The following is a 13,214-nucleotide window of genomic DNA, read 5'->3' on the forward strand; positions in this document are numbered from 1 at the left end:
ACCATGTGCCAGTACATTAAAGTAGCGGCGTAAAGAGTATGGCGCGGTTGGCCCCACATGTGGCCATCGCCCAATATTGTGAGGAAAACATGGCCACAGCCCCGAAAAGCAAGGCTTTCAAAGCCGAAGACGAGCTCGGTGAAGCCCTTGAAAAGGCTCTAGAAATCGATTTCGACGAGTCAACGCTCGGGATGGATATGGATCTGTCTCCACTTGACGATGATCTCTTGTCCCTGAACGATCTCGAAGCCCAGATTTCACAGGCAGCGCAGGAGCTTGCCGCCGAGAAATTTGAGACACCTGCCGCGGCCGAACCTGTAAAATTGCCCGAACCTGAGGTAACAACGCCGCCTGTTGCCGCCATTCCATTGCCTGCGCCAAAGCCGCAGATCAAGGCTGCCAATCCCATTCCCGCAGCTCCACCCGCGCCACCAAAGGCTCCGGCTGTTCCATCGCAGCCCTCCTTCCGGCCAGCGAATGACGACCTGCTTCAAGCCGCCAAGACCACGTACTCCACCAGTTCCGTTGTGCAGCCAAAATCCTATAGTCTGATCACAGGGATCATCAGTGTTCTTTGGGCCGGCAGTGTCTTGGCACTTGGCAATGCTCTTTACGGTCCATCGCTCTGGTCGATCCGGTCCTTCTCTGATTTTGCCGCAGCGCCTTACGCAATTGGCCTAGCGGTAGCGATCATCGTTCCAATCATGCTTTTCTGGGCATTCGCGATCATGATCCGTCGTGGTCAGGAAATGCAGTATGCTGCGCGTTCCATGGCGGAAGCAGCAATGCGCCTGTCCGAACCGGAAATGCTCTCATCCGACCGCGTTGCTTCGCTGGGTCAGGCTGTGCGCCGCGAAGTTGCGGCCATGAGCGAAGGTGTCGAGCGCACGCTGGCGCGCGCCGTTGAACTGGAAACCTTGGTCCAGACCGAAGTGAACCAGCTTGAACGCGTCTACACCGACAATGAATACCGCATCCGCACTCTCGTTGACCGTCTCGGCGGTGAACGCGAATCGGTAATCGGCCACGCAGAACGCGTGCGCGCTTCTATTTCCAGTGCCCATGAGCAGTTGAAAGACGAGCTTTCACTGGCAGGCGATTCCTTGCGCGAACACCTTTCCAGCGCGTCCACCAATCTTAGCATGTCGATAAACCAGTCTGGTGAGTCGCTCATTGAACGACTGACACAGAGCGGACAGGTAATTTCCGAGCAGATCGTTTCCCGTTCGGACGACATATCAAACAAGATCAGCACTTCCGGCGAAGCCTTTGCAAATCTTCTGGAAATGCGCATTGCAGCTCTGTCCGAACAGACAGATTCTGTAACAATGAAACTGGCTGATACGCTCGACGGCCGCACCAACAGCATGTTGTCGCTGCTGGGCAATGCCACGCAGACGCTGGTTGGCGAATTCGACACACGTCTCGCCGGGCTCGATACAACAATCAACGAACGCGGACGCTCACTGCTTGCAGAGTTCGAAACACGCGCCCATTCGCTGGATGCCAGCACCGAGCGTCTCAATTCGGCCCTCGAAGCCCGTGCGCGCCAGATCAACGAACAGTTGATCGAACGCACTCGCGACATCGCCAAGACCTTTACCGATGGCCGCGCTTCGATTGACGGCATTGTCGATGAGACAAAAGCAAAGATCGGCAATGATCTGTCGACGCTTTCCGAGCAGGTAGGCAGCCTTCTTTCCACCAATGCGGCGGCTCTTTCCGACCGCCTTGTGGAAAGCCGTGAAGCGCTCGCTGCCAAACTTGCTGAAGAACGCGATGCCCTCGCCGCGACATTGATTCAGGAAACCGACCGCGCTGCCATCGTTATTCGCGATCAGGCAGGACAGATCGGCGATCACACCTCAAACCTTAAATCCATACTGGAAAGCAGCACTGCAGCTATTGGTCAGATCATCGAAGGTCATGGCTCGACCCTCGAAGAGCGTACTGCTGGTCTGCGTGCATCGCTTGTGGATAATGACGCCCGCATCGGTGCCACGCTCGAACAACATGCCAAGGCAATTGAAAACCGTACTGCCGGCATTCATACGCTGCTTGAAGACAATGAAGCCCGTATTGGTGCAACACTCGAACAGCACGCTAAAGCAATCGAAGATCGCACAGCCGGCATGCACGCTGCCTTTGCGGACACTGATACACGCATTCGCGACACGCTGGACGAACATGCTCGCAACATCGATCTGCGTAGCGCCAATATTGAAACAGCGATACACGCCACCGACACACGCATTGGCCAGACACTTGATGCCCATGCCAAGATCATCGATGAGCGCACCATTGGAATGCGTGCGGCATTTGTTGAAACACATGCCAAGATTGCGCAGACGCTTGATCAGCACAATCGAAGCCTTGACGAGCGCAACCAGGAAATCCAGCTGGCTCTTTCCGGCAGCGATGCCAAACTTGGCGAAACGCTTGCTGCTCATACGCAGGCTATTGATGCACGCAACGCCGAAATTCAGGCCACGCTGCTTAATAGCGGCACACGTATCGACGGCACATTGAGCGGCTTTATCGACAGTGTGGATGACCGTACAGGTCGCATCGAGTCGGCTTTGACCAGCAGTGACGCGCGTATCAGCGATGTTCTGGCCTCGCATGCCAGCGCCATTGAAGAGCGTACAGCCGGTATCGGTCAGGCCCTGATCGAAAGCGACTCGCGCATCAGCAATATCCTTTCCTCGCATGCAAGTTCCATCGACGAGCGGACAGCGGGAATCGAGCAGGCGCTCAGCAATAGCGATCAGCGTATCGGCCAGACTTTGGCTTCGCACGCTTCTTCGCTGGATGAGCGTACAGCCGGTATTCAGGCAGCGCTTGAAAATACCCATGCCCGCATCGGCGAGACACTGGCACAGCATGCTAGCGATATTGAAGAGCGCACAGCAGGGATCCGTTCTGTGCTCGACAGCAGCAATATGCAGATCGGCGACACGCTGGCTTCCCATATCGGAACGCTGGACGAGCGCGCTGCCGCTATTCGCGCAGCCTTGGCCGAAAGCGATACCCGCGTCGGCGAAACGCTCAACGATCATGCGACCATTCTCGACCAGCGCATTGCAGCCATTCGCGCAGCGATGGAACAGGGCAATGCTGCTCTGGGCCAGACACTGGACGACAAGGCGGGTGCCATCGGCGACCGTACGGTAGCCTTGCAGGCGGTCCTGCAAGACAGCGCAGACGTGCTTGCCAAGGCCTTCGAAAACCATGGCGGTACAATCGACGAACGCACCACAACCATGCAGAATGCACTGGCCATTGGTGTCGATAATGTTCGCAAATCGCTCGAACAGAGTGCTTCGGTTGTCGCCCGCACGCTGCGTGAGAAAATCACAGAAGCTGCTTCTACCCTTACCGGTGAAGCACAGAAGGCCGGCGAAGCTCTTGACGGCCATGGCGAGGCATTCAGCCAGCGCATGAATGAAAGCCTGGCGGAAACCGAAAAACGGCTTGGTCAGCGCGCAACGGAGGCCGCCGCCAATCTCGAGGCTTTGGAGGCCCGCTTCTCGGCAGCCACCAATACGACCGCATCGAAGCTTGCGGAAAGCACCCGCGAATTGAACGAGGTTCTCTCGGCCCGTTCGCAGGAAATCATCAGCATTCTCGACAATACGGCTCAGCCGCTGGTCGAAAGCCTTGCCGATAATGGCCGTACGCTCGCCTCGCAGCTCGTTGAAGCAACCACATCCGCAACTGAACGCCTGCGGGTTGAAAATGCGGCTCTGATCAATGCTATTGCCAGCCGCACCGCAGAGACAATCACTGCTGTTCAGGCGGCCAAGGCTGGTCTGACCGACGATGTGAGCAACCTTATCGACCGCCTCTCCTCTTCAAATGCGAAGCTTGGCGAACTCATCGATATGGCGACCAAGAACCTTGGCGACATTGACGGACGCCTGCTCGACACGACGACGGCCTTTGCGGAGAACGCCACGAAGGCTGCTGAATCCTTCGAGACCTCAACCCGTCTGATTGATGGCAATCTCGGCAAACTGTCACAATTGTCCAACAGTACGCTAACCGACATTGCTTCCATCGCTCAGCGGTTTGACGAGCACGGCAACATGCTCAACAAGGCATCGGAACTGATCAACGCATCGCAAACCAACCTCGCCTCGACTTTTGACGAGCGCCAGGAAGCTTTGCAGGCATTGGCATCAGGTCTCATCGCCAAATCGGAAACAATCGAGAAGACAATGCGTTCGTTCGAATCGCTTGTTTCTTCGGCATTCGATCGCGCCGAAGGCCGTGCAAACCAGACAACCGAACAGATCCGCAATTCCATCTCCGAAGTTGTGGAACAGGCATCGCAGAAGTTTGCCAACGCGACCGATGAAATCCGTCGTTCTTCCGCAGCGATCCGTACGGAGCTTGAACAGACCCGTTCCGAATTGCAACGCGGTGTGATGGATATGCCTGAAGAAGCCAAGCAATCCACGGCACAGATGCGCAAGGCTGTTTCCGAACAGATCAACGCATTGAAGGAACTCTCGGAAATCGTTCAGAAATCCGGGCGTCTTACTGACGTTGGCGAAGCACGGGCACAGCGCGCAGCGCCAGCCCGCGCAACAGCCGCAGTGGCAGCACAGCCACAACGGACCGAAGCGGTCGCTCCGGCACCGCGTCCTGCGGCGGCACCGACAGCATCAGGACCGGCTGCGCCTGCAATGCGCGGCACACTCGACACACGTGGCAATGCTGAACCGGCTCGTCCTGCCGGTAATGGCTGGGTGTCCGATCTCCTGCGCCGTGCTTCGACCGATGAAGCCGAGGCAGCCCCAAAGGCACCGGCAGGCCGCTCACCCGGTCAGGTTGTCGAGTCGCTCAATTCGCTATCGATTGACATCACCCGCGCCATCGACCACGAGGCTTCCGTTGAACTCTGGCAGCGTTACCGGGCTGGTGAGCGCAATGTCTTCACCCGCCGTCTCTATACGCTCAAGGGCCAGCAGACCTTTGACGAGATCAAGCGCAAATATCAGTCGGACAGCGAGTTCAAGCGTGCTGTTGATCGTTACATGGATGACTTTGAGCGCCTGCTTGAGGATGTCACACGCAACGATCGCGACAACACAACGACCCAGGCCTATCTGACATCCGACACAGGCAAGGTTTACACCATGCTTGCTCATGCGAGTAATCGTCTGCGTTAAGAGCCAATTGGTATGAAAACAAAAAACGCGGTCTTCGGGCCGCGTTTTTTGTTAGTATGCGTGGTTGATTGCTGAGAGCAAAGTAGTCTCGCATTCCGGTAGCTGCGTGGTTCGACGAGGCTCACTAGAAGGTGGTTGATTGCAGATTATTTGCCAAACTTGCAGGATTTAACGCCCTGCAAATAGCAATCCTCCTCATGGTGAGCCTCGTCGAACCACGCACAAGTCAAATGCAACTAACCTGGATGATACAACACTCAAGCCCCTTCCAGCTCTGACACCTTCCCGAACATATCCCTGTAGGCTGTGGGCGTGGTGGCCAATTGCTGGCGGAAGTGATGCCGCAGCGTAGCAGCAGTGCCAAAACCCGTGTGCAAGGCAATCGTCTCAATAGAAAACGGAGAGTTTTCCAAAAGATCGCGTGCTTTACCCAACCGCTCGGATAATAGCCATTTGGCAGGCGTCGTACCAGTTGCAGCTTCAAAGCGGCGCAGGAAGGTACGTGTACTCATACCCGCAGCTTTGGAGAGGCTGGCGATGGAAAAGTCCTTCTGAATATTGTTCCGCATCGTTTCCAGCAGCGGAGAAAGCCTCACTCCCTCATGGGCTGTGGGGACTGCCTGCTCGACAAATTGAGCCTGCCCGCCATCACGGTGGGGAGCCACAACAAGGCGCCGCGCAACCTTATTGGCGGCCTCGGTACCAAAATCGCGGCGAATAAGGTGCAGGCAAAGGTCAATGCCCGCCGCACTGCCAGCTGAGGTCAGAATATTGCCCTCGTCCACATAAAGCACATTCGGCGCAAACTCGATGTCCGGATAATGCTCGGTCAACAGATCGGCGTAGCGCCAATGGGTCGTTGCGCGCCGCCCCGATAAAAGGCCGGCGGCGGCAAGCACAAAGACGCCCGAGCAGATTGAAAGAATGCGCGCGCCCTTGGCATGGGCCTTTTGCAGAGCCTGTACCAACGGCTCCGGGACAGAATGTTCAACGCCGCGCCAGCCCGGCATGATAATCGTTCCAGCCTGCTCGAACAGGTCAAGACCGCCATCGGCAAGCACGCGCACGCCGCCTGTGGCGCGTAGCTCGCCCATTTCAATGCTGGCGACAGCAAATTTATACCAGTCATCGCCCATTTCAGGCCTTGGTAACCCGAACATCTCGACCACAACACCGAATTCGAAAGTGCAAAGACCGTCATAAGCAACGGCGACCACAAGCGGATTATCAAGACGGGGCGGATTTGAAGCGTTTGACATGATATTGACGATATATGGCATTCTTGCCAACTACCAGCAATTTATCACCTGTTCTACTTCTTGCTCATCAACACGAGGAGAGACAGAATGAGCTACGTAACCGAGATTGCCCCGGCCCCAGCCGATCAGGTCATTGATCATTTTTCCAGGCGTCTATCGCTGGAAACCGACTGCGCCGACGTGGCACAGGCGCTGAAGGATAGACCCGACTTCACCCTTTTGCATGTTGTAGGAACAAGCGCTGCCTATGAGCGTCGCCATATTCCCACTGCAATCCACCTGAACCACCGAGATATTTCAGCCGAACGCATGGCTGAATGGCCTCTGGATACGATTTTTGTCGTCTATTGCGCCGGACCCCATTGCAATGGTGCAGACCAGGCTGCGCTTAAGCTGGCGCGTCTTGGGCGGCCTGTGAAAATCATGATCGGTGGAATAACCGGTTGGGCCGACGAAGAATTGCCGTTTGCAACTGGACCGGAAGCTGGCAGCTTTAAGCAAGCAGCTTGATCACTCATCTCATCGAGTTGCTGAAACTGGCACCAATTTACTGCGTGGTTCGACAAGCTCACCATGAGGAGGGTTCATGGGTTGCATGAACAAGATCACCGACATTAAAGGCTAGCTTTGCAGATCACTAATCTTCCTCATGGTGAGCCCCGTCGAACCACGCATTGAATGGAATGCCAAATAGCCGGTATTGAGCTTACGCTCTAAATAACCGAAAGGGTCCAGGTGACGATATCGCTGGTGGCAGTGTCGAAGGCGCTATCAAGCGCGGCAATATAGGATGCGTTGCCTGCGCCCCTTACGGGCGATGTCGAACGGAAGACCTTTGTCGCACGCACGGTGCCATTCTTGTCATTCAGTATCTTTATGGCAATCTCAACAACGGCCGTTTCACTGCCGGAAGCATCAATGTTGAAAGTGCGAATATTGCTGATCACCTGATAATCGATGGCAAGGCCATCGCCCGGACGACCAACACCGCCAAGCCGTCCAGTGCTTTCAAATGCCTGTGCGAGGCGAGACTGCACAATATTGGGCAGACGATCCGCCCACTGCGCACCTTTCAAAAAGGAAATTGAATTGGGACCGGAACGAACAACGACATTTTCACCGTCGAGCGCTTTCAATGCGGACGGGGCAGCGATCAATATCTGACGGCCCTGCTTCCTTGACGAGGTGACTTCCGGCGATGGGCTGGAAAGATCAAATGTATCGAGCTTCTTGGAACTGGCACAGGCCGACAAGGACAAGGCGATAACCAACGCTGCAATTACTGTCTTCGATTTCACCACTTAACCAATCCCACGCGTAACAGTTCATTAACTTTCATGCGATGCGAATCCATCAAAGTCAACGGCGCGTCCGTCCGTCATATTCAGGAACATTGCCGCTACCGCCGAAAATCACCCGCTGCGGGTTTTTCTCAAGATCTGTAATAGCGCGCTCGATGCGTTGAACCGACTGCCGGCTCTCATTGACAAGAGACTGCACGTCACGCAATCCCTGCCCTGAAAAGCGGTTGAGATTGTCGGTGATTGGTCCAAGTCTCGCATTCAGATTGTCTGCTACGGAACGATAGGATTGCAGCGTCTGACGGGCTTCGCGTACAACGCTGCCATCCTCGTCGGAAAGCTGTTTGTCCAGTTTGGCCAATACGCCGTCCACACGCGTTGACGCATTATTCAGTTTTTCCATCATCTGCCGTGCTTCAGCCACGACAGCCTGAACATCTTCAGCACTGCGGCTGAACTTTTCGATGACATCGGAATTCTTTGCAAGCGCATCGGTAAACTGCTTGGTATTGTTGACCGTATCGACCAAAGGCCCCTTCACTTCCGTGATAAAGCTCTCAATCGATCCCACCGCGCCATCGACGCGTTCAAGGATGGTTTGGGCCTTTTGCAGAAGGTTGTTCACGACAGACGGATCGGCATCAATGCGGGCAATGGAGTCTTCCTTTGCCGCTTCCACAAGCAGCATCGGTTCATAAAGCTTTCCGCCCTTCAACTCGATAAAGGCCTGGCCGGTCAGACCAGCAAAGCCCAGCGTGGCTTGGGTGGAACGCGTAATAGGTGTTGTTGCATCGACTTCCGCCTGCGCAATCACAGCATCAGGATTATTGTCGTCAATTTTCAAGCGCCGGATTGTACCAACCTTGATACCGTTGAACAGCACCTGACTGCCGTCAGCCAAACCTGTTACCGAGCCGAGAATACGGATTTCCAAAGTTGCAGTCTCGGTTTTGTCACCATAACGCGCAATCCAGTAAACAAATCCGAAGGCCAGCATGCAGACAGCAAGCGTGAAAATACCGACCAGAACATAATTGGCTTTTGTTTCCATGAATTACTCTGCTCGACCCTGTTGTTCCGCTAGTGGTCTGATAAAATTCACTCCACTAGCCTGTTCTGCGGTGGTACATTTGGCGTTGGCGCAGCTTCACTACGCGGCGAACGCCGCCTGTTATCGCCATTGGATACAATTTGACGAGCACGCTTTCCACGGAAATATTCTTTCACCCACGGATCGTCAAACGCCAACATATCCTCAATGGTTCCTTCGATCAGAACCTTCTTATTGCCCAATACAGCGATTCGGTCACATACAGCGAACAGACTGTCGAGGTCATGGGTGACCATATAGACGGTAAGCCCCATCGTATCGCGCAGATCGGCAATCAATTCGTCGAAGTCAGCGGCACCAATAGGATCAAGACCTGATGTCGGCTCATCGAGGAAGACGATTTCGGGATCAAGCGACAGGGCGCGGGCCAAGGCCGCACGCTTGATCATTCCGCCTGAAAGCTCTGATGGAAACTTTTCTGCGGTATCGGGCTTGAGTCCCACGAGTTCGATCTTGAGCCGAGCTAGCTCATCCATAAGCTTTTGAGGAATATCTAAATATTCACGCATCGGCACCTGAATGTTTTCAAGCACGGTCAAGGACGAAAACAGCGCCCCATGCTGGAAAAGAACCCCCATACGCATATCGACAGCGAGTTTGTCCTGCTCGCTCGCCTCGTCAATATCGTGACCAAAAATGCTGATCTTGCCCTTTTGCTTCTGGTTGAGGCCCAGAATCGTCCGCATGAGAACAGACTTACCCGTTCCTGACGCTCCGACGAAACCAAGGATTTCGCCGCGATAAACATCAAGATCAAGATTGTTGAGCACAGTCGAACGACCGAAGGAGACACTGACATCTTTCACAGAAAGGATGACGTCGTCAGCCTTTGTGTGCGTGCTCTGGTTACTTTCTTTCGGATTCATGCGCCTCGATCTACTTTAAGCAGGCTTCTGCCTGGGGCTTCAGTTTTAAAAATTGATGGACGCGTAGAAGATGGCGAAAATGCCATCAACCACAATGACGACGAAAATCGATTTGACCACAGATGCCGTAACCCGTTGTCCCAAGGATTCAGCGCTGCCACCGACCTTCATGCCTTCAACCGAAGCCATCACCCCGATGATCATGGCCATGAAAGGCGCCTTGATCAGACCGGCAAGGTAGCTGGAAAGATCGACTGCATCGCGCAAACGCTGGATAAAGGCATCCGGCGGAATTCCAGAATAGGCCCATGTGATGACCATGGCGCCGCCCAATGCCGCGAAATCCGCAATAATTGTCAGCAATGGCAGCGAGATCACCAATGCAACGAGACGCGGGAAAACCAGAACACCGACGGGATTGAGACCAATAACAGTCAGTGCATCGGTTTCTTCGCGCATTTTCATTGAGCCGATTTCGGCGGTGATCGCGCTACCCGAGCGGCCCGCAATCATGATTGCCGTCAAAAGCACACCGATTTCACGCAGCACCAAAATGCCAACAAGATCGACAACGAATATTTCGGCACCGAAGTAGCGCAACTGGAAAGCGCCCTGCTGCGCGATAATTGCACCAATAATGGTCGACATAAGCACAACCACCGGCACCGCGCCGATGCCCATACTGTCTATTTGATGAATAATTGCCGCCGGGCGAATACTGCTTCTGCTACTGCCCTTCATCTGCGCGCCGCGAACGGTTGCGCCGAGAATGTGCATCGCCTTGATGAAATCATCGCCAAAGGCATAGACCATGCGACCAATCGATTCAAAGAATCGCGTTATCAAGGACGGGCGGTCAATATGAATGACTTCCGGAGGAGCAGCCGCAATATCGCCAACGGCCTCAAACAGAGCACCCCAGCTTTCGGACTGTCCTTCAATGGAAACTGTTTTGCCGGATTTTTCCAGCGCGGTGCGCAGACGCTCGACCAGCCAGGTTCCCGCAGTATCCAGCAATTCCACGCCGGACAGATCAATAACGGCGCTAGAAAACCCGTTATCAACTTCGATATCGCGCATGGTTTCGTCCACGCGGCGAACATTGCGTGTGGTCCATGCCCCTGTAAGTGTAACTGTAGCGCGATCCCCGTCCTTGTTGAACTCAACATGCGGAGGCGCGGCAGTAGAAGCACTTGAATTGTTTGCTCTATCGGTCAACATCAACAACACACATATCGAGTCTCCCGACCGATGTCACTGGAACAATTAAGGCGCAGATTATGATAATTAGCTTGGATATAGCGGTAGAACGATGGCCTATTGCCGGAACGTTTACGATCTCCCGTGGTTCCAAGACTGAAGCAGCAATTGTCGTGTGCACGTTAAGTGACGGCGTGCACAGCGGGCGCGGTGAATGCGTGCCCTATGCGCGATATGGCGAGAGCATCGACTCGGTTTGTGCCGAGATTGAAGGTCTGCGCGATGCTTTGAGCAAGGGCGCGACACGCAACGATCTGCCGGGGCTCATTCATGCAGGCGCGGCACGCAACGCCGTAGATTGCGCCTTGTGGGATCTCGAAGCCAAGCACCAAGGCACAAGCGTGACCTCTCTACTGAGCCTGCCAGAATTGCACGATTTGACCACCGCCGTGACTGTTTCGTTCGGTGATGCTGCAACAATGGCAAAGGCAGCGAGCGGCTTCGCCGACAGACCCTTGATCAAGGTCAAGGTTGGCGGCGAAAATGATGCAGAGCGGATAAGAGCCGTAGCACTGGCCGCGCCATCAAGCCGCATTATTATTGACGCGAACGAAGGCTGGACCAATGCCAATGTTCTGGAAAACATGCTTGCCTGCGCGCGGGCCGGTATTGCGCTGATCGAGCAGCCACTGCCCGCCGGAAATGATGCCATCCTCGCTGAAATTCCGCACCCTGTGCCCATTTGTGCTGACGAAAGCGCCCACGGCACGGATGATCTGCACAAATTGCTGGGGCGCTATGACAGCATCAATATCAAGCTGGACAAGACCGGCGGACTAACCGAAGCGCTGCGCATGCATAATCGCGCACGCGAACTTGGCTTTGGGATCATGGTCGGTTGCATGGTTGGCACATCCCTGGCCATGGCTCCGGCTGTTATCGTGGCTCAAGATGCCGATTTTGTCGATCTGGACGGTCCCTTGATCCTCAAGCAGGACCGGACGCCGGGACTAGAATTTAACGGAAGCCGGGTTTCGCCGCCCAAGCCGGAACTGTGGGGCTAGACCCAAATTTTCTAGGTCTCGCGCTGCTCAAGCCTCAGAGACACAATGGCGAGAGACAGACCGATAGCTGCGAGGGCAACCATGGCGTAAAAGCCGTAAATGCCGGTGGCCGAGTAGAGCGGCCCTGATGCCATCGTGGCAATGGCCAATGACGTGCCGATGAAAAAGGTTGAAAGCCCCTGCGCCGTGCCGCCGCGCTCTTCAGGAATGGTCAGGACGATCATTTTTTGCATGCCGAGAAATGACAGGGCAAATGAGAAGCAGTGCAGGCACTGGACGACCAGAAAACCAGCAACGCCAAGTCCGGCGGGTTCGATCAAAGGAAAGGCGGCCCAGCGGAACATTGCCACGGCAGACCCGATCATCAGCACCTTGGCGGGATGGAGACCGCCGAATATGCGGCGGAAACAGGTGAACATGATCACTTCCGCAACGACAGAGATCGACCAGAATGCCCCGATTACGGTTTCTTCTATGCCGATCGACTTCCAGTAAATCGCCGAGAAACTGTAGCCATAGGCGTGGCTAGCCTGTGTGATGCCTGTCGCGATGAGAAATGTTACAAAGGCCGGACGGCGCAGCGCCCTGCCCGCATTTGCTATGTCGACATCGGAAAGTGGGGAAAGCCTGCGTGGTTTGCCGATTCTGGGTACGATAAAGCTCATGCCGCATGCCAGCACCAGCGCGCCGAGCAAAGCCCAAGGGATAATGTGCTCGCCCAAACGCTGGATGAAGATGCCCGCCACAAACGAAGTGAGTAGGAAAGAAATTGAGCCCCAAACCCGCATCTTGGCAAAATCGGCGCCGTAGCGGCGAACGCCCGAAAGGGCAATCGTATCTGCAACGGGTACCTGTGAAGTCCATGGCGGCGAAAGCAGCAACGACACAGCGAGAATACCGACAAAGCCGAAGGGTACGAAGTAGAACGCCGCGACGGCTACCGCCAATATAGTGCACAAGGTCAGAATATGCGCCCGGTCGTTGGAGCGGTCTGCCAGCATCGAAACCAGAGGTGCCGCGATGACCCGGACGAAAAGGGGCATCGACAATACGATGGAAATTTCTGTCGGAGTCAGCGACCGATATTCAAGCCAGAGCGGAAAATAGGGCAGATGCAACCCGTTCGACATGAAAATAGCGAAATAGGTCAACGCAATCCGCAACTCAAAGCGAGACGGCTTCCCTTGGCTTAAATCCGCAACGGCGGCTGTCATTCGGTGGGACTTTCGGAAAAAT

At 54.9% G+C, this 13,214-nt stretch carries 9 protein-coding genes; 3 read left to right on the plus strand and 6 right to left on the minus strand.

The genetic code is table 11. The annotated features are described in order from the left end of the window. Window positions 1-89 precede the first annotated feature (89 nt). On the plus strand, window positions 90-5,177 hold the full coding sequence (locus V9K95_RS02605) for a kinesin (RefSeq protein WP_336439903.1): 5,088 nt from the start codon (window positions 90-92) through the stop codon (window positions 5,175-5,177). Window positions 5,178-5,434: 257 nt separating this feature from the next. On the opposite strand, the gene ftrA is transcribed toward V9K95_RS02605, so the two are convergent. After that, complete coding sequence (ftrA, locus tag V9K95_RS02610; RefSeq protein ID WP_336439902.1) at window positions 5,435-6,457, minus strand: transcriptional regulator FtrA; 1,023 nt, start codon at window positions 6,455-6,457, stop codon at window positions 5,435-5,437. A 66-nt stretch (window positions 6,458-6,523) separates the two neighbouring features. Here ftrA and V9K95_RS02615 point away from each other — a divergent pair, with 66 nt between their 5' ends. Continuing rightward, window positions 6,524-6,946, plus strand: coding sequence for a rhodanese-like domain-containing protein (locus V9K95_RS02615; RefSeq protein WP_307285686.1), 423 nt, complete (start codon window positions 6,524-6,526; stop codon window positions 6,944-6,946). A gap of 203 nt (window positions 6,947-7,149) precedes the next feature. On the opposite strand, the gene V9K95_RS02620 is transcribed toward V9K95_RS02615, so the two are convergent. The 4 genes from V9K95_RS02620 to V9K95_RS02635 form a co-directional block, all read right to left on the minus strand. Further along, window positions 7,150-7,734: an ABC-type transport auxiliary lipoprotein family protein gene (locus V9K95_RS02620; RefSeq protein ID WP_442958520.1), complete on the minus strand. Its 585-nt coding sequence runs from the start codon at window positions 7,732-7,734 to the stop codon at window positions 7,150-7,152. A 61-nt stretch (window positions 7,735-7,795) separates the two neighbouring features. Beyond that, window positions 7,796-8,788: an MlaD family protein gene (locus tag V9K95_RS02625; protein ID WP_115052760.1), complete on the minus strand. Its 993-nt coding sequence runs from the start codon at window positions 8,786-8,788 to the stop codon at window positions 7,796-7,798. A 47-nt stretch (window positions 8,789-8,835) separates the two neighbouring features. Next, entirely contained in the window at window positions 8,836-9,714 is an 879-nt protein-coding gene (locus V9K95_RS02630; RefSeq protein WP_336439900.1) for an ABC transporter ATP-binding protein, read from the minus strand. 45 nt (window positions 9,715-9,759) lie between these two features. Then, the gene (locus V9K95_RS02635; protein ID WP_115052758.1) at window positions 9,760-10,935 is read right to left on the minus strand and encodes an ABC transporter permease; all 1,176 of its coding nucleotides are present in this window, start codon (window positions 10,933-10,935) and stop codon (window positions 9,760-9,762) included. Between the two features lie 59 nt (window positions 10,936-10,994). Between V9K95_RS02635 and dgcA the strand changes: the two genes are divergently transcribed. After that, window positions 10,995-11,978: an N-acetyl-D-Glu racemase DgcA gene (gene dgcA / locus V9K95_RS02640; protein WP_336439899.1), complete on the plus strand. Its 984-nt coding sequence runs from the start codon at window positions 10,995-10,997 to the stop codon at window positions 11,976-11,978. 11 nt (window positions 11,979-11,989) lie between these two features. On the opposite strand, the gene V9K95_RS02645 is transcribed toward dgcA, so the two are convergent. Next, complete coding sequence (locus V9K95_RS02645) at window positions 11,990-13,192, minus strand: MFS transporter (protein ID WP_336439898.1); 1,203 nt, start codon at window positions 13,190-13,192, stop codon at window positions 11,990-11,992. Between the last annotated feature and the right edge of the window lie 22 nt (window positions 13,193-13,214).

It is taken from the genome of Phyllobacterium sp. CCNWLW183 (genome assembly GCF_037203775.1).
GTDB lineage: Bacteria > Pseudomonadota > Alphaproteobacteria > Rhizobiales > Rhizobiaceae > Phyllobacterium > Phyllobacterium ifriqiyense.